The organism is Robbsia andropogonis, from assembly GCF_034047095.1.
Lineage (GTDB): Bacteria > Pseudomonadota > Gammaproteobacteria > Burkholderiales > Burkholderiaceae > Robbsia > Robbsia andropogonis.
The window spans coordinates 487,994-505,011 of the sequence record NZ_CP139170.1 but is presented as its reverse complement, the minus strand read 5'-3'; the positions used below and the strand labels follow the sequence as shown (position 1 = coordinate 505,011).

At 61.8% G+C, this 17,018-nt stretch carries 15 protein-coding genes; 10 read left to right on the top strand and 5 right to left on the bottom strand.

The features are described 5' to 3' along the window. Window positions 1-104 precede the first annotated feature (104 nt). The 4 genes from SJQ66_RS15840 (at window position 105) to hslU (ending at window position 4,175) form a co-directional block, all read left to right on the top strand. A complete protein-coding gene (locus SJQ66_RS15840) occupies window positions 105-1,178 on the top strand; it encodes a CobW family GTP-binding protein (protein WP_320534992.1) in 1,074 nt (357 codons plus the stop codon). A gap of 285 nt (window positions 1,179-1,463) precedes the next feature. After that, a complete protein-coding gene (gene dksA / locus SJQ66_RS15835; protein ID WP_024903433.1) occupies window positions 1,464-1,883 on the top strand; it encodes an RNA polymerase-binding protein DksA in 420 nt (139 codons plus the stop codon). A gap of 391 nt (window positions 1,884-2,274) precedes the next feature. After that, window positions 2,275-2,823, top strand: coding sequence for an ATP-dependent protease subunit HslV (hslV, locus tag SJQ66_RS15830; protein WP_024903434.1), 549 nt, complete (start codon window positions 2,275-2,277; stop codon window positions 2,821-2,823). A gap of 14 nt (window positions 2,824-2,837) precedes the next feature. Continuing rightward, window positions 2,838-4,175, top strand: a complete 1,338-nt coding sequence (gene hslU / locus SJQ66_RS15825; protein WP_024903435.1) for an ATP-dependent protease ATPase subunit HslU — start codon at window positions 2,838-2,840, stop codon at window positions 4,173-4,175. A gap of 42 nt (window positions 4,176-4,217) precedes the next feature. Here the strand turns inward: hslU and SJQ66_RS15820 are convergent, their stop codons facing one another. Continuing rightward, window positions 4,218-4,760, bottom strand: coding sequence for a response regulator transcription factor (locus SJQ66_RS15820; protein ID WP_046152232.1), 543 nt, complete (start codon window positions 4,758-4,760; stop codon window positions 4,218-4,220). Then, a complete protein-coding gene (locus SJQ66_RS15815) occupies window positions 4,753-6,048 on the bottom strand; it encodes an ATP-binding protein (protein WP_024903438.1) in 1,296 nt (431 codons plus the stop codon). Before SJQ66_RS15815 ends, SJQ66_RS15820 begins: the two co-directional genes overlap by 8 nt. A gap of 165 nt (window positions 6,049-6,213) precedes the next feature. Here SJQ66_RS15815 and argB point away from each other — a divergent pair, with 165 nt between their 5' ends. The 6 genes from argB to SJQ66_RS15785 all read left to right on the top strand — a co-directional run bounded on the left by argB (window position 6,214) and on the right by SJQ66_RS15785 (window position 13,119). Beyond that, on the top strand, window positions 6,214-7,113 hold the full coding sequence (gene argB, locus SJQ66_RS15810; RefSeq protein ID WP_024903439.1) for an acetylglutamate kinase: 900 nt from the start codon (window positions 6,214-6,216) through the stop codon (window positions 7,111-7,113). A 38-nt stretch (window positions 7,114-7,151) separates the two neighbouring features. Continuing rightward, complete coding sequence (locus SJQ66_RS15805) at window positions 7,152-8,072, top strand: pyrimidine 5'-nucleotidase (RefSeq protein ID WP_390174007.1); 921 nt, start codon at window positions 7,152-7,154, stop codon at window positions 8,070-8,072. Window positions 8,073-8,379: 307 nt separating this feature from the next. Further along, window positions 8,380-9,621 (top strand): homoserine O-acetyltransferase MetX, encoded by a 1,242-nt coding sequence (gene metX / locus SJQ66_RS15800; RefSeq protein ID WP_024903441.1) that lies wholly within the window; start codon window positions 8,380-8,382, stop codon window positions 9,619-9,621. A gap of 170 nt (window positions 9,622-9,791) precedes the next feature. After that, window positions 9,792-10,388, top strand: coding sequence for a methionine biosynthesis protein MetW (metW, locus tag SJQ66_RS15795; RefSeq protein WP_096335567.1), 597 nt, complete (start codon window positions 9,792-9,794; stop codon window positions 10,386-10,388). Between the two features lie 11 nt (window positions 10,389-10,399). Further along, window positions 10,400-11,674 carry an AmpG family muropeptide MFS transporter gene (locus SJQ66_RS15790; RefSeq protein ID WP_036009733.1) on the top strand — a complete coding sequence of 425 codons (1,275 nt, stop codon included), beginning with the start codon at window positions 10,400-10,402 and terminating at the stop codon, window positions 11,672-11,674. Then, entirely contained in the window at window positions 11,671-13,119 is a 1,449-nt protein-coding gene (locus SJQ66_RS15785; RefSeq protein ID WP_157685701.1) for a M48 family metalloprotease, read from the top strand. Before SJQ66_RS15790 ends, SJQ66_RS15785 begins: the two co-directional genes overlap by 4 nt. A 21-nt stretch (window positions 13,120-13,140) precedes the next feature. Here the strand turns inward: SJQ66_RS15785 and SJQ66_RS15780 are convergent, their stop codons facing one another. Genes SJQ66_RS15780 through gatA form a run of 3 tightly spaced genes read right to left on the bottom strand, consistent with a single transcriptional unit; the run spans window position 13,141 to window position 16,974 of the window. Next, window positions 13,141-13,917 carry an exodeoxyribonuclease III gene (locus tag SJQ66_RS15780; RefSeq protein ID WP_024903445.1) on the bottom strand — a complete coding sequence of 259 codons (777 nt, stop codon included), beginning with the start codon at window positions 13,915-13,917 and terminating at the stop codon, window positions 13,141-13,143. Window positions 13,918-13,973: 56 nt separating this feature from the next. Next, on the bottom strand, window positions 13,974-15,464 hold the full coding sequence (gatB, locus tag SJQ66_RS15775) for an Asp-tRNA(Asn)/Glu-tRNA(Gln) amidotransferase subunit GatB (RefSeq protein WP_253463582.1): 1,491 nt from the start codon (window positions 15,462-15,464) through the stop codon (window positions 13,974-13,976). A gap of 4 nt (window positions 15,465-15,468) precedes the next feature. After that, window positions 15,469-16,974, bottom strand: coding sequence for an Asp-tRNA(Asn)/Glu-tRNA(Gln) amidotransferase subunit GatA (gatA, locus tag SJQ66_RS15770; protein WP_024903447.1), 1,506 nt, complete (start codon window positions 16,972-16,974; stop codon window positions 15,469-15,471). Between the last annotated feature and the right edge of the window lie 44 nt (window positions 16,975-17,018).

Genomic DNA, 17,018 nt, shown 5'->3' with positions numbered 1-17,018 from the left:
TGACACTTGGGCGCATTTTGTGCTTCAATGGGCGATTCGCCGCATGCGGGGTGCCCCGCATCGCGATGCGCACTCAACTGTATCGATAGAGGCAACGCATCATCATGAATCAGATTCCCGTCACCATCCTGACCGGTTTCCTCGGCAGCGGCAAGACGACGCTGCTGAATCGCATCCTGTCCGATGCGCACGGCATGAAAATCGCCGTTATCGAAAATGAATTCGGCGAGGAGAATATCGACAACGACATTCTGGTTCGCGACGCCGGCGAACAGATCGTGCAAATGAGCAATGGCTGCATCTGCTGCACGATCCGCGGTGATCTGGCGAATGCGTTGACGGATCTCGCCGAGCGCCGCAAGTCCAAGGCGATTCATTTCGACCGCGTGGTCATTGAAACCACGGGTCTCGCGAATCCGGGTCCGGTCGCGCAGACGTTTTTCATGGATGACAAGGTGGCGGAGCATTTCCTGCTCGACGCCGTCATCACGCTGGTGGACGCGAAGCATGCGAACCAGCAGTTGGACACGCACGAAGTGGTGCAGCGCCAGGTCGGATTTGCCGATCGCCTGTTCATCACAAAGGCGGATCTCGTCGATACCGAGGTGCTGCACGCGCTGAAGCATCGCCTGGTACAGATGAATCCCCGGGCGCCGATCGCCGAAGTCAATTTCGGTGAAGCCTCGATCAAGCAGATCTTCGATCTGCGCGGCTTCAACCTGAACGACAAGCTGGAGATCGACCCGGCTTTCCTGGAAGAAGACGATCACGATCACGCCGATTGCGACCACGATCATGGCCATTGCGAACATGATCACGATCATGCGCACGATCACGGCCACGACCATGGTCATGCCCATCATCATCATGCGCACCACGACGACAAGATCAAAAGCTTCGCGTTCCGCAGCGACAAGGCGTTCGACCCCCGGAAACTGGAGGACTTCCTAGGCGGCGTCCTGCAGATCTACGGCGAGCAATTACTCCGTTACAAGGGCGTGCTGTGGATGAAGGGGGTGGACCGCCGGGTAGTATTCCAGGGCGTCCACCAGATGATGGGAACCGATTTAGCCACACGTTGGCTGCCGTCTGAAAAGAAGCATTCCAAGATGGTTTTCATCGGTATAGACTTGCCGCAGGATTTGATTACGGATGGCTTGGAACGTTGTTTGGTGTAAAGCCGTACACTACATGAGTGCTTAGTGTACAAGACGCATCCGCTGCCGGCGTCAGCCGTGGAGTGGTTGCGGACCCTGGTTCACTCGCAGGCCGCTCGCGCGCGCTATGTCACTGAATCGAAAAAGATAACGCGCCTGAGTGACAAATCACTGGAGCGGGTCGACGTTTCAGTTACAATACTTCGCCGCTAGAAACGACATATCGACCCAATAGCGCCACCCGGATCTGCACAGCCGTTTTGCAGCAGTCGGGAGCCCCCTCCCGCCACGAAGACAGTACGCCAGATGACGACGACACGAATCTTGACTGAAGAAGAAATCCTTGCCGCGGACGACAAGGATTATATGAACGATGCGCAGCTCGCGTTCTTCCGGGATCGGCTCGAAAAATTGCAGGCGGAAATCCTCCATAACGCCGGCCAGACGACCGAAAACCTCCGTGAAACCGTGATCGTGCCGGACCCGGCAGACCGCGCGACCATCGAGGAAGAGCACGCACTGGAATTGCGCACGCGTGACCGCGAGCGCAAACTGCTCAAAAAGGTGCAGCAATCGCTGGCGCGGATCGAAAGCGGCGAATACGGCTGGTGCGAGGAAACGGGCGAGCCGATCGGCGTACCGCGTCTGATTGCCCGTCCGACGGCTACGCTGTCGCTCGAAGCGCAGCAACGCCGCGAATTGCGCCAAAAGCTGTTCGGCGACTGATTTGCCTTGTGGGCGCCCGGGTCCTTGCGCCGCCACCGCGGCGGGACAGGCTGTCCGCGGCTACTCCTGCCGGGTTGCCGACTCCGGCGCCCCGACGATACGTGCCATTGCGGCACCGGTGTGCTTCCCCATGCCCTTTCGGGCGCTCTCGCCACGCCGCCGCTCCGATCCTCCCGGCTGCCGACGCCATTACGTCGCGGCTATTTACCTGAATCACCCCCGCCAAACCCGTTTTTTGCCGCACGCCTACCGTTGCCGCTGCAATTTCGCTTTCGACCTTGATTTCTGTCAGTACGCGCTCATATAAGAACGAATAGCGTCCGCGTTCGTCGTTTCCGCAACGGTTGACGCCGTCCCGTGCGGATGCCCCCCTGACTTTTAGAGGAATCGTATGGAGCAATACCACGGCACGACCATCGTCTCGGTGCGCAGCAAGGACGGCAAATCGGTCGCCTTGGGCGGCGACGGCCAGGTGACGCTCGGCAATATCGTGATGAAGGGCTCCGCGCGGAAGGTCCGCCGGATTTACCACGGCAAGGTGCTGGTGGGCTTTGCCGGCGGTACAGCGGACGCCTTCTCGCTGCTGGATCGCTTCGAAGCCAAACTGGAGAAGCATCAGGGGCACCTGACACGCGCCGCGGTGGAACTGGCCAAGGACTGGCGCACCGACAGAATGCTGCGGCGCCTGGAGGCCATGCTGATTACCGCCGATGCGGAAACCACGCTCGTCATCACCGGGAACGGCGATGTGCTCGATCCCGAGGACGGAATCTGCGCCATAGGCTCAGGTGGCAGTTATGCCCAGGCCGCTGCGGTCGCCTTGACGGAAAACACGGAATTGAATCCGCGCGACATCGTCGAGAAATCGCTGAAGATAGCGGGTGATATGTGTATCTACACGAATCACAGCCGCATTATCGAGACGATTGGTTTGGAATGATTTCAGGACAAGACATGAGCAATATGACCCCACCCGAGATCGTCTCGGAACTCGACAAGCACATCATCGGTCAACACAAGGCAAAACGCGCCGTCGCGGTGGCGTTGCGGAATCGCTGGCGCCGCCAGCAGGTTGATGAACAGTTGCGTCATGAAATCACGCCGAAGAACATCTTGATGATCGGTCCGACGGGCGTGGGCAAGACGGAAATCGCTCGCCGCCTCGCCAAGCTGGCCGACGCCCCCTTCATCAAGATCGAGGCGACGAAGTTCACCGAGGTCGGCTACGTCGGCCGGGACGTCGATAGCATCATTCGCGACCTTGCCGAGATCGCCATCAAGCAGACGCGTGATTCGGAAATGCGCAAAGTACGGGCAAAGGCCGAGGATGCCGCGGAGGACCGGATTCTGGATCTGCTGTTGCCGAATACACGCACGGCCTACTCAGCGGACAACGAGACCCAGGGCAGCACGGACACGGCCACACGGCAGACGTTTCGCAAGCGCCTGCGGGAAGGCACGCTGGACGACAAGGAAGTCGAGCTCGACATCGATGCGCCTACACCATCGATGGACATCATGGGCCCACCCGGCATGGAGGAAATGACCGAGCAGATTCGCGGCATGTTCGCCAATATCGGTAGCGGCAAGAAGACCCGGCGCAAGGTCAAGATCAAGGAAGCCTATAAGCTGCTGATCGATGAAGAGGCCGGGCGGATGCTGAACCAGGATGAGGTGAAAACGAAGGCGATCGCCAATATCGAACAGAACGGCATCGTGTTCCTGGACGAGATCGACAAGATCGCCTCCCGCGGCGAGGGCGGCGGCGGTGAAGTGTCGCGCCAGGGCGTGCAACGCGACTTGCTGCCGCTAGTGGAAGGTACGACCGTGAATACGAAATACGGGATGGTGAAGACCGATCACGTCCTGTTTATCTGCAGCGGCGCCTTTCATCTGGCCAAGCCGAGCGATCTGATCCCGGAACTGCAGGGGCGCTTGCCGATCCGCGTCGAACTGGACTCCCTGTCCGTTGACGATTTCGAATCGATCCTGGTCAGCACCGACGCCAGCCTGACCAAGCAATATCAAGCCTTGCTGCAAACGGAAGGGGTCACGCTGACGTTCACGAACGACGGCATTCGACGCCTCGCCGAGATCGCGTTTTCGGTCAACGAGAAGACCGAGAATATCGGTGCGCGCCGCTTGTACACGGTCATGGAAAAGCTACTGGAAGAGGTGTCTTTCACCGCTGGTACCACCGATCAGCCGACCGTGGAAATCAACGGCAGCTATGTCGATGCGGCGTTGGGCGAAGTGGCAGGCAACGAAGACTTGTCGCGCTACGTCTTGTAGCCCTCTTGATGAAGGCAGCGGGTACGTAACCCGCTCCGGAGATCAGCGTCCGACTGGTCGCTTGCTCAATTTCCGTTGCAGCGTGCGGCGGTGCATGTTCAGCGCGCGAGCGGTCGCGGAAATATTGCCTTCATGCTCGGCCAGCACGCGCTGGATATGCTCCCATTCGAGTCGCGCAACCGACAGCGGCGCCGGATTTTCCAACGCGGCATCCGCTTGCTCCAGGGTCGCGTTCTCATTCATCGCAGCCAGGATCGTCTCGACGTTTGCCGGCTTGGATACATAGTTATCGGCGCCGTCCTTGACCGCCTGCACGGCGGTCGCGATGCTGGCATAGCCGGTCAGTACCAGGATCAGCGCGTCAGGCTGCAATTCGCGCAGCTTCGCGATCAGCGTCAGGCCCGAATCCTGGCCCAGATGCAAGTCGACTGTAATCCGACCGAAATCCATCTCGTCCGCCAGTTCCAGCGCGCGGGCAGCGTCATTCGCTTGATGAACGGTATACCCACGACGTGTCAGGGAACGCCCGAGAATATCGGCGAACGTCGTGTCGTCGTCGATGATCAGGAAATGCTGGTTACTCATCTGGAGCCTCGGCCCGCATCGCGGGTAGTGTCAAAATAGCGCGGGTGCCACGCCCCGGCGCATCGCCAATGTCGATCGTGCCATTCAGCCGGGCCGCTGTCACGAACGCCAGATACAAACCAACGCCCGCGCCACCCTGAGTACTCCGTACCGGTGTCGCGCCAATCTGGCCACGCAGCGCCGCAGGAATACCGGGGCCATGATCGGAGACGGTGAACGCGATCACCCCCTCCCGGCCATCGCCTGCCGAAACCGCCGCCCCATCGGCGGCATACCCGCCATCCCGCACCTCGATTGAGATGTGGCCCGGGCTAGCACGCGCGGCATTGTCGAGCAGGATCGTCAGGATCTGGCCTACCGCGACCGTATCCTCGATGACCATCGACTCGGAGCCCAGCGACCCGGTCTCCAGACCTGCCTGCGGATGACGCAGCCGCCATTGCTCGATAAAGCTTTCCAACCATGGCTTCAAGCGTCTGCGATTTGGCGATGCCGCTCGCGACTGTAGCCGCTTCAGCGCTTCCTTGCAAAGCGTGATCTGCTGCTCCAGCACGGTGAAATCGCCCCGATAGGGCGCCAACGACTGATCGGCTGCGGCGCTTTCCCGCAACTCTTCGGATAACAGCGCAATTGTCGAGAGTGGCGTACCCATTTCATGCGCGATACTCGCAGCCTGTGCGCCAAGGGCCACGACACGCTCGTCGCGTAGCAAACGCTGCTGAGCCTCCGCCAGTGCGGCCTCCCTGCGACGCAATGCCCGGGACATCCGCGCAACGAACCAGGCGATCAGCGCCACGCTGATCAGGAAATTGATCAGGTTGCCGGTACGGTACAAGTCGAAGAGGTCGCGCGGATGACGCGCTTCCAGCGGCCAGGAATAGACGGCCAGCAAAAGATAGCCGAGCACCGCAAAGCTGGCCAGCACCAGCGCCGACCGCCACGGGAGTACCGCCGCGCCAATCGCCAATGCCGGCAAATACAACGAAAAAAATGGATTCATCGTGCCGCCGGACATGATCAGGAGCGCGGTCAACGCACCCAGATCGACACAGAGCTGCCCGAACAATTCGCCGTTGCTTTCCTCGCCGGGACGCGCGATGCGCATCAGCGTGGCGGCGTTGAATGCGATCTCCAGGATGATCACGGCAGCCATCGGCAGTAGCGGCAGCCGGATGCCTAATCCAACATCCACGACGATGATCGCCAGCGCTTGTCCTGTAATTGCAACACAACGGAGCCAGAATAAATGGCTCAGGTTCAAATGCCCAGTTTGAGAAATGTCGTTCATGGGCAGGAGTGTAGCGCGTTCCTGTACAATTCCGCGTTAGCAATGCATTAATGCATAGGCAGCGCACCGCTGGCTCATCAGCGCCAAAAACCGTCGTCACCGCCGCCAGCCCTTTGACTCTTGCGGCGATGTTTTTGCACCCCGTTTCCGGATTTTCAGGCCGCCATGCCCGACTCCCTCGATATCGCGCAACTTGCCCCCTCTCTCAAGGCCGAACTGCTTTCGGAGGCATTGCCTTATATCCGCCAGTATCACGGCAAGACCGTGGTGATCAAATACGGCGGCAATGCCATGACCGAAGAGCGATTGAAGCAAGGCTTCGCGCGCGACGTGGTGCTGCTGAAACTGGTCGGCATCAATCCGGTGATCGTCCATGGTGGCGGCCCGCAAATCGACCAGGCCCTGAAAAAGATCGGCAAACAAGGCACGTTCATCCAGGGAATGCGTGTGACCGACGATGAGACGATGGAAGTGGTCGAGTGGGTGCTCGGCGGTGAAGTCCAGCAGGACATCGTCATGCTGATCAATCACTTCGGCGGACAGGCAGTGGGCCTGACCGGCAAGGATGGCGGCCTGATCCACGCCCGCAAGATGATGATCCCGGATCGCGAGCACCCAGGCGCGTTCCTCGACATCGGTCATGTCGGCGAAGTCGAGGCGATCAATCCGGCGGTGGTGAAAGCGTTGCAGGATGACGCCTTCATTCCGGTAATCTCGCCGATCGGTTTCGACAGCGAAGGCCAGTCATACAACATCAACGCCGACCTCGTGGCTGGCAAGCTCGCCGTTGTCCTCAACGCCGAGAAGCTCGTGATGATGACGAATATCCCGGGCGTGATGGACAAGGCCGGCACGCTGTTGACCGATCTGACCGCCCGCGAAATCGATTCGCTGTTCGAGGACGGCACGATTTCCGGCGGCATGATGCCGAAGATCGCATCGGCGCTGGATGCGGCAAAGAGCGGCGTGCGCTCGGTGCACATCGTCGACGGCCGTATCGAGCACTCGGTGCTGCTTGAAATCCTGACCGAACAACCGTTCGGCACGATGATCCGCTCGTATTGATGGCCCCTCGCCGCCTCGGGCGGCCCTCGCCACTCGGCTTGGACGCGTCCCTCGATCCTGCCCGCGCCAAGGCGTCCGGGCGTTTTCGCGACACCCGCCGCCGCCGGACGCGTAAGGGTACCGGCACGATCGGGCGCCCTCGCGCAGGGCCGGTCTGGTTGTTCGATCTCGACAACACCCTCCATCACGCATCGCACGCCATTTTCCCGTATATCAATCGCGAGATGACGGCATTTATCGAGCGCGCGTTGGCCGTCGACCGTGAAACGGCAAACCGTCTGCGCGTGGCCTATACGCGGCGCTACGGCGCAGCGTTATTGGGATTGGTACGTCGTCATGGGATCGATGCGCATGCCTTCCTGCGCGAGGTCCATCCTTCCGACACCCTGATGGAAATGGTGCGCGGTGAACGGGGTTTGCGCCGCACGCTGTCCGCGCTGCCAGGGCGCAAGATCGTGTTGACCAATGGCCCTTCCGCCTACGCACAGACGATTCTCGCGGCATTGGGCATTCGCGGTTATTTCGAGCGCGTCATTGCCATCGAGGATATGCGACGCGGCAATCAATGGCAGGCCAAGCCGGAACGCACGGTCATGCGACGTGTGTTGCGTCAGGTAGGCGTGCCACTCGCGCATGCGTCAAGGGCGACATTGGTCGAGGATACGCACGGACATCTGAAGCGCTATCGCCGGCTCGGCATCCGCACCGTCTGGATCACCGGCTTCATCCCGGTACGCGATACGCCGGCACGCCGCGCATCGCAGGCAGCGCTGCTGCTGGCGCGGCCAGCGCCCGACGCAACCGCCGACGGCACGGCAGTCACGTATCCCGTCACGCCCTCCGCGGGCAGCGAGGCATCGCTGCGGCAGCATATGGTCGCACCGGCGCGGATCACGGCAAGCCGCCCCCATTACGTCGATCACCGTGTGCGGACGTTGGCACGATTGCGCCGGCATTGACGCTGTTCGGTCGCCGCGGTGCGGTGCTATACTGGCTTCCTTTCTCACGCGCCGATTTGCTGACTCGATTGCGGGCGCGCGAGCTGGCGCCGGAATGCCTCCGTGGCGTCTTGTCCTGTTCGCCCGTGGTATGTGCGATGCCAGGATAAGCCGCCGCGGGGACAACCTGGTGCCGGTTCACTATAAATCCGGCTAAAGCGGTCGTCAGCGCAGGCGGTCCCGGTACCCGGCGGAAGGCTTTTCCATTCCGCGATGTACCGTGCAACGACAAGCCCATGCCGACCGTTTCGCCACCCTTGGTGGATTCATGAAATCGCTCGGCTTTGTCACACCGGTCTCGTTGCACTTCGACCACCCGCTAGCCCTCGATAGCGGCCAAACCCTTCGCGCGTACGACCTGTTGGTCGAAACCTATGGCACGTTGCATGCCGACCGCTCGAACGCGGTGCTGGTGTGCCACGCGCTGAATGCATCGCATCATGTGGCCGGCATCCACGCGGATACAGAGGAAGTGGGCTGGTGGGACAACATGATCGGCCCGGGCAAGCCGCTGGATACCGATCGCTTCTTCGTGATCTGCGTTAACAATCTTGGTTCGTGCTTCGGCTCGACCGGACCGATGAGCCTCGACCCCGAGACCGGTACCCCCTACGGTGCCCGCTTTCCGCTGGTGACGGTGGAGGACTGGGTGCGTACCCAGGCACGGGTCGCCGATCATTTCGGGATTTATCGCTTCGCCGCGGTGATCGGCGGCAGCCTGGGCGGCATGCAGGCCCTTGCATGGAGCCTTCTCTATCCGGATCGACTCGGGCACTGCATCGTCATCGCCTCCGCACCGAAGCTGTCGGCGCAGAACATTGCGTTCAACGAAGTAGCGCGCTCGGCGATTCGCTCGGACCCCGATTTCCATGGCGGCGATTACTACGCGCATGGTGTCAAACCACGCGGCGGCCTGCGCGTCGCGCGGATGATCGGTCATATCACCTATCTATCCGACGACGACATGGCGAACAAGTTCGGCCGGGCGCTGCGTCGCGCGGAAGACCAGGGCCAGTCTCCGATCGCGGCGGTGGCCACGGCTGCGGCCGAAATCGATCCGGCCGCCGTCAGCCCCGAGAGCGCGGCGGCCATCGCCGCGACGGCGGCAGCATCGGCCTATCGTTATAGCTTCGATGTCGAGTTCGAGGTGGAGTCCTATCTACGGTACCAGGGCAACAAGTTTGCCGAATACTTCGATGCGAACACTTACCTGCTGATCACCCGTGCGCTTGATTATTTCGATCCGGCAAAGTCTCACGGCGGCGACCTGACCGCCGCGCTCGACGCCACCCGCGCCAAATTCCTCGTGGTGTCGTTCACCACGGACTGGCGGTTCGCGCCGGCACGGTCGCGTGAAATCGTGCAGGCCCTGCTCAAATTGAAGCGCGACGTCAGCTATGCCGAAATCGATGCGCCGCACGGCCATGACGCGTTCCTCTTGAGCGACGTCCGCTACCACAATCTGATTCGCGCACGCTTCGCCCGGATCGCCGAGGAGATTCAGGCATGAAGACCGTGCAACCGGACAGCCGCATCCCGTCGCAGCCGTCGCCCCCTCCGTCGGAGGCACACGCGGACCGTGCGATCGACGCGCCGCGCGACGCCGCGGCAGCCACCGCGGCGGCCTACGCGGCGCGACCGCCCCGCGCTGCGCCGGCCTTGCATACGCACTCCGCCTCGCTGGCTGACCACCTGTCAGGGCGCGAGGACTTCCGGGCCATCGCACGATGGGTGGAACCGGGTGCCAGCGTCCTCGACCTCGGGTGCGGTGACGGCGCGTTGCTCGCGCTCCTGTCAGACGAGTTGGAAGTGCAAGGCTATGGGATCGAGATCGACGATGCCGGCGTGTTGTCCTGCGCGAAACGCGGGGTCAACGTCATCCAGCGAAATCTGGAAGACGGTCTGAAACTGTTTGATGACAATAGCTTCGATTTCGCGATCCTGTCACAGACACTCCAGACGATCCACGAAACGGCGGCCATCCTGCACGAGACGGTTCGCGTGGCCAGACAGGCCATTGTCTCGTTCCCTAACTTCGGTTATTGGCCGCATCGGCTGTCCGTGTTGCAAGGCCGCATGCCCGTGTCGACATCGTTGCCCTATCAGTGGCATAACACACCGAATGTGCGCGTCCTGACAATCGCGGACTTCGAGGCACTGGCACCCGAAGTCGGCATCCGTATTTGCGAACGCGTGGTACTGCATGGCGGCCGCCCGATCCATTGGGGGGCGAACTGGCGTGGTAGTCTTGCGGTTTATCGAGTGGAAAAGCGGTGAATGGCGAGCAAATGCGTACATCGAAAGAGGAACTCGCGGTATCGGGCTGGCGTGTTTATTTCAACACGCGGATGCTGGTCTGCGCGTTTCTCGGTTTCACATCGGGCCTGCCGCTTTACGTTCTGATCACGCTGGTCCAGGCCTGGTTGCGTTCATCCGGGGTGGACCTGAAGCAGATCGGCCTGTTCGCGTTGATTGGCATTCCCTACACCTGGAAGTTTGTCTGGGCACCGCTGCTGGACCGCTTTTCCCCGGGCATAGGCCGTTGGCAACCGGGGCGGCGGCGCGGCTGGATGCTGGTGGCGCAATTATCGGTGGCGGCGGGCATCGCGGCGATGGGTTGGCTGCAACCGCAGCTGGAACTCTGGACCGTGGCCGCATTTGCCTTCGCACTCGCGTTCTTCAGCGCCAGCGCGGATATCGCCATCGATGCCTACCGTCGCGAATTGCTGTCGGACGCGCAACAGGGGCTGGGCACTGCCATTCACGTCAATGCCTACAAGATCGCATCACTGGTCCCCGGTTCACTGTCCCTCGTGCTGGCCGACCACCTGCCTTGGTCCACGGTGTTTGCGATCACTGCGGCGTTCATGCTGCCAGGCATCATCCTGACATTTCTCGCGCCCGCCCCCACCGTGGCCGCATTGGCGCCACGTAACCTGACCGATGCCATCGTATTGCCCTTCAAGGAATTCATCGCGCGAAGCGGCTGGCGACACGCAATCTTAATTCTTGCCTTTATCTTCCTGTATAAACTTGGCGACAGTATGACCACGGCGTTAGCCACCCCGTTCTACCTCGATCTCGGCTTTACCAAAACGCAGATCGGACTGGTCGCCAAGGTGAGTAGCCTGTGGGCAAGCGTTGCAGGCGGTATCCTTGGTGGTATCTGGCTGGTACGGTTGGGAATTGCCCGCGGGCTATGGGTTTTCGGCATCGCCCAAATCGTATCGACGCTGACGTTCGCGTGGCTCGCGGCACTTGGCACGCACGCGAGCACATTCGATCTCGGCTGGGCGATCGCGGCGGAGGCCTTCGGCGCCGGCTTGGGAACCGCAGCGTTCACGGCGTATATCGCGACAACGACGGACCCGCGATACACCGCGACGCAGTTCGCGCTGTTCACGAGTCTGGCATCGGTACCACGCGTATTCATTAATGCGGGGACCGGATGGATCGTCGACACGCTCGGATGGTTTGATTTTTACTTGGTATGCGCGGTGCTGGCGCTCCCTGGCATGGCGCTGCTGCTGAAAGTGGCACCCTGGAACACACGAACACGATGACACCCTCCGAGAGGACCCGCTTTGCCGCGCTTGTTGCCGTCTCCGCGGTGTCCGCCTTGTCGCTTACGCTGACGTTCGTCGCCAGTCACGCTGGGGCGAGCGCGCCGGTGCTCGCCAGCAACCGCTCGTCGCTGGGCATGGCCGAGGGGTCATCGCCGGTTCAGGAAGGGGAGCTGGCGATTGGCGATCCGGCGGCGCCGTTGCCAGGCTCGGCGGCACTGACTGCCGGCGGGACCTTCGGTCAAGGCACACGCATTGCCGGCGCCCCTGGCGGCCCGTTGACATTCCGTGCCATGGTGCCCTCGGACTGGCTGGAAATCCAGGGAGAGCTTGCCTACGAGCATGCACTGGCTATTGCGGCGCAGCAAGGGCAATCGCTGCCCGACGACAATCCGACAGTCGTTCGAACGCGGGCGATCCTCGCAAGGCTCGAACCGTTCGCACTCAAATGGAACGATCGCGCGAAGGGGTGGAAGTGGGAACTCAGCATTATCCACTCGCCGGACCTGGACGCCGTCTGCTTGCCTGGCGGCAAGGTGCTGATCAACGATGGCATGATCGAGCGCCTGGGCCTCAATGAAAACGAGACCGCGCTCTTGATCGCCCATCTGATCGCCCATGCGCTGCGCGAGCACGCACGCTCGAAGATTGGTGAACAACTGGGGCAGGCGGACCCCCGTGTCGGCAAGACCGGCCGCGCCGTCGCAGGGACCAAGGCGCTCGCGGCGGCACCGTCGCCCGGTGCCCGATCGGCAAGGGATCCCGGCGACACCTCCCTCTTCGGCTCTTCCGGTCTTGCCCAGGCCGACACCCGCGACGGCCTGCCGGTGGATCCGGCAGACGGCGGTGCCACGCCACGCAAGGTATCGTCATCATCGCGCAACGGCACCCACGCCATTGACGCCAATGACACGCAGCGCGCCGTACCGGGCGCCCCCATCATCGGCGCGCCCGGTGCGGCGCCGGTCGATGGCCTGGCGCTGTCCGGCACCAGCTTGAATGTGGTGCCGGCGTTGTTGAATCTGCATTATGAAGCGGCCGATGAAACAGAGGCCGATGTGATTGGCGCGGACATGGCGTCACGCGCCGGCTTTGATCCACGTGCCGGGCTGGCGCTGTGGGAAAAAATCGCGGCGATGGCACGTTGGAAGCCCTCGCTGCCCTTCGTGCAGGAACATCCCATCACCGACAAGCGGTTGGCCGATTTGAAGAAGCGGCAGAAGGATATGCTGCCGCTGTATGCCCGCGCCCTCGATGCGTCAGTGGACGACCTGCCGCCGTACCGGCCGGGGCGCTGGAATCCGCCGCGCCTGCAGCATTCGCGCGATGATGACGCAACGGCAAACGCACCGCTGCGCGAGGCGCGGCATGAACAACCGGCAACGGCATCGCCGCTGTCCTTTCTGTCGAGCCTGCCGCACCGGCTTGCCGAACTGTTCAAATAGTCGCCGAACGGCAATGCGCCGTTATTTAAGCTTGTAGTCGTAGTCGATCGTCAGCGGCGCATGGTCGCTGAACTTGATGTCCTTGAAGATCTCGACCCGTTTCGCCGTGGCCGCCACGCCCGGCGTGGTCAGGTGGTAATCGATGCGCCAGCCCACGTTCTTCGCATACGCCTGTCCGCGCTGACTCCACCACGTGTACTGCTCCGGCCGATCATCGAGCGTACGAAACACATCCACATAGCCGACCTCATCGAAGAGCGTCGTCAGCCAGGCGCGCTCCTCGGGCAGGAAACCGGAGTTTTTCAGGTTGCCCTTCCAATTCTTGATGTCGATTTCCTTGTGCGCGATATTGACATCGCCACACAAGATCACTTCACGCCCTTCCGCCTTCAGCGCGGCGAGATGCGGCATGAAGACCGCCATGAAGCGGAACTTCGCCTGCTGCCGCTCTTCCGAACTCGAGCCCGACGGCACATAGACCGAGATCACAGACAGCTTGCCGTAACGCACCTCGACGTACCGTCCTTCCGCATCGAACTCCTCGCTGCCAAAGCCGATGATGAATTCATCGGGCGTATGACGTGTGTAGAGCCCGGCACCGCTATAGCCTTTTTTCACCGCATGCTGGAAATAGCCGGTGAACGCGTGCGGCGCCAGCAACTCCGGCGTCATGTCGTCCTGCGCGCACTTCAACTCCTGCACGCAGACGATATCCGCGTCCTGCTTGCCCATCCACTCGAAGAAACCTTTCTTCGCCGCCGAACGCACACCGTTCAGGTTCGCCGAAATAACCCGCATCGTCTGCCGCCTTTGTTGACCGCTTCGTGGTCGCTTGTTAAGGAGATATTGGCTGATTACCGATCGCCGAGTTTCTTGCGCAGCAGGTCGTTGACCTGCGCCGGATTGGCCTTGCCTTTCGTCGCCTTCATGGCCTGCCCCACCAGCGCGTTGAACGCCTTTTCCTTGCCAGACCGGAACTCTTCGACGGACTTGGCGTTGGCGGCCAGCACCTCGTCGATGATCCCTTCCAGCGCGCCGCTGTCGGAAATCTGCTTCAGCCCCTTCTCTTCGATAATCCGATCGGCCGCATGCTCATCGGTCGCCCGCGTCTCCCACATCAGTTGGAACACTTCCTTGGCGAGCTTGTTCGACAGCGTGCCGTCGGCAATGCGGGAAATCAACAGCGCGATCTGTACCGGCGTCAACGGTGCCTGTGCGATCTCCAGCCCGTCGCGGTTCAGTTGCGACGCCAGTTCACCCACCACCCAGTTCGCCGCGGTCTTGGCCTGCGCTTCCCCGGCTTGCGCCACGATCGCTTCATAGTAAGCGGCCAGCGCCCGCGACGACGTCAACGTCATGGCATCCTGCTTTTGCAGACCATATTGCGTGGTGAGGCGGGCCTGCATGGCTTCCGGCAATTCCGGCAACTCGCCGCGCACGCGCTCGATCCATGAAGGTTCGATCACCAGCGGCATGAGATCAGGGTCCGGGAAATAACGGTAATCCTGCGCGTCTTCCTTGCTCCGCATCGATCGCGTTTCGCGACGGTCTGGATCGTACAGGCGTGTTTCCTGGACCACGGTGCCACCGTCCTCGATCAGCTCGATCTGACGCGTGACCTCGTACTCGATGGCTTCTTCCAGGAAGCGGAACGAATTCAGGTTCTTGATTTCGGCACGGGTGCCGAAAGCTTCCTGCCCCACAGGACGCACGGATACGTTGGCATCGCACCGGAACGAGCCTTCCTGCATATTGCCGTCGCAGACACCCAGCCAGACCACCAGCGTATGCAGCGCTTTGGCATACGCCACCGCTTCAGCGGAACTGCGCATCACCGGCTCGGTGACGATTTCCAGCAGCGGCGTGCCGGCCCGGTTCAGATCAATGCCAGTCATGCCGGCGAAGTCTTCGTGCAAGCTCTTGCCCGCGTCCTCCTCGAGGTGGGCACGCGTCAATTCGATCGTTTTTTCATAGGGTGACGCGTCTTTGCCGATGCCCGGCACCAGCACCGTCAAGCTGCCGCCCACCACCACCGGAATCTCGAACTGGCTGATCTGATAGCCCTTGGGCAGATCGGGATAAAAGTAGTTCTTGCGCGCAAAAATGCTGCGCGGCGACACCGTGGCGCCAATCGCCAAGCCGAAACGGATAGCCCGCTCGACGGCGCCGCGATTCGGCACCGGCAGCGTGCCGGGAAGCGCCAGGTCAACCGGCGCGGCCTGCGTGTTCGGCGCAGCGCCGAATGACGTGGGCGCGCCGGAGAAAATCTTCGATACCGTGGACAACTGCGCGTGGGTTTCCAAGCCGATGACGACTTCCCAGCCCGTGTATGTGTGATGGGCCATGTTCTTATACTCCCGTCGGCGCGCGCAGATGCCAATCCGTCGCTCGCTGGAACGCATGCGCCACCTGGAGCATTCGCGCCTCGTCAAAATAATTGCCGATGATCTGCAGCCCCACCGGCAAACCGCACGCGCCGAAACCCGCCGGTACGCTCATGCCTGGCAGACCGGCCAGGCTCGTTGACAAGGTGTAGACGTCCGCGAGGTACATCGCCAGCGGATCATCGGTCTTCTCGCCCAGCTTCCACGCCACGCTCGGCGACACCGGCCCCATGATCACGTCGCATTGGCTGAACGCCTGCTGAAAATCCTGCGCGATGATGCGGCGGATTTTCTGCGCCTGCAGGTAGTAGGCATCGTAATAACCATGCGACAGCACATAGGCGCCGGTCAGGATACGGCGCTGTACTTCATCGCCGAAGCCCTCGGTACGCGACTTCTTGTACATGTCTGCAAGGTCCTTGTACGACGCGGCACGGTGCCCGTAACGCACACCGTCGAAACGCGACAGGTTCGACGACGCCTCGGCCGGTGCCAGCACGTAGTAGACCGGAATCGACAACTGCGTCTTCGGCAGCGACACATCGACCAGCGTGGCGCCGAGCTTCTTGAACTCGTCCAGCGCCGCATCGATCGCCTGACGCACGTCGGCATTGAGACCCTCTCCGAAGTACTCCGTCGGCAATCCGATGCGCAAGCCGGCCAGGGCGGCGTCTCCCGCATCGGACGCGCTCGTCGAAGCGTTCCACGGCTTGCCCAGATGCGCCGTGAAATCCTCGGCGTCGCGTTCGAGACTGGTTGCGTCGCGGGGGTCTGCGCCGGCCATCACGTTCAGGAGCAGCGCGCAATCCTCGGCCGAACGCGCCATCGGGCCCGCCTGATCGAGCGACGACGCGAACGCGATCATGCCATAGCGGGAGACGCGACCATAGGTCGGCTTGATGCCGGTGATGCCGGTCAACGCGGCAGGTTGGCGAATCGAGCCGCCCGTATCGGTGCCGGTTGCGGCGGGCGCCAGACGGGCGGCCACCGCAACCGCGGAGCCCCCCGACGAGCCACCGGGTACCGTCTGCCTATCCCAGGGATTGCGCACGGGACCAAAGAACGAATTCTCGTTCGACGAGCCCATCGCGAATTCATCCATGTTCGTCTTGCCGAGACACACTACACCGGCGTCGGCCAGGCGAGCGACAACGGTGGCGTCGAACGGGCTGCGATACGTTTCCAACATCCTCGACCCGGCTGTCGATGGCCAGTCCCGCGTGACGAACACATCCTTGTGCGCCAGTGGAATACCGAGCAGCGGCGCACGCGTCGCCCCGCCCTCGCCATTTGCCAGCCGGGCATCGGCGGCACGGGCGGCGTTCAGCGTGACCTCCCGGTCAACGCTGATGAACGCGTTCAATGTCGCTGCCGCCTCGATACGTTTGAGGTAATGCTCCGCCAATTCCACGGCGGAAGTCTCGCGCGCATCCAGTGCGGCGCGTAATTCGGTCAGGCTTTTGTCATGCATCTCAGGGATTTTCCCGAATAATTCGCTCGATCGGATCTACAACG

What these genes read in the sequence shown, in the direction of transcription:
- SJQ66_RS15840 (WP_320534992.1), top strand. Translation starts at nt 105, where the DNA reads ATGAATCAGATTCCCGTCACCATCCTGACCGGTTTCCTCGGCAGCGGC.
- dksA (WP_024903433.1), top strand. Translation starts at nt 1,464, where the DNA reads ATGACGACGACACGAATCTTGACTGAAGAAGAAATCCTTGCCGCGGAC.
- hslV (WP_024903434.1), top strand. Translation starts at nt 2,275, where the DNA reads ATGGAGCAATACCACGGCACGACCATCGTCTCGGTGCGCAGCAAGGAC.
- hslU (WP_024903435.1), top strand. Translation starts at nt 2,838, where the DNA reads ATGAGCAATATGACCCCACCCGAGATCGTCTCGGAACTCGACAAGCAC.
- SJQ66_RS15820 (WP_046152232.1), bottom strand. Translation starts at nt 4,760, where the DNA reads ATGAGTAACCAGCATTTCCTGATCATCGACGACGACACGACGTTCGCC.
- SJQ66_RS15815 (WP_024903438.1), bottom strand. Translation starts at nt 6,048, where the DNA reads ATGAACGACATTTCTCAAACTGGGCATTTGAACCTGAGCCATTTATTC.
- argB (WP_024903439.1), top strand. Translation starts at nt 6,214, where the DNA reads ATGCCCGACTCCCTCGATATCGCGCAACTTGCCCCCTCTCTCAAGGCC.
- metX (WP_024903441.1), top strand. Translation starts at nt 8,380, where the DNA reads ATGAAATCGCTCGGCTTTGTCACACCGGTCTCGTTGCACTTCGACCAC.
- SJQ66_RS15790 (WP_036009733.1), top strand. Translation starts at nt 10,400, where the DNA reads ATGCGTACATCGAAAGAGGAACTCGCGGTATCGGGCTGGCGTGTTTAT.
- SJQ66_RS15785 (WP_157685701.1), top strand. Translation starts at nt 11,671, where the DNA reads ATGACACCCTCCGAGAGGACCCGCTTTGCCGCGCTTGTTGCCGTCTCC.
- SJQ66_RS15780 (WP_024903445.1), bottom strand. Translation starts at nt 13,917, where the DNA reads ATGCGGGTTATTTCGGCGAACCTGAACGGTGTGCGTTCGGCGGCGAAG.
- gatB (WP_253463582.1), bottom strand. Translation starts at nt 15,464, where the DNA reads ATGGCCCATCACACATACACGGGCTGGGAAGTCGTCATCGGCTTGGAA.
- gatA (WP_024903447.1), bottom strand. Translation starts at nt 16,974, where the DNA reads ATGCATGACAAAAGCCTGACCGAATTACGCGCCGCACTGGATGCGCGC.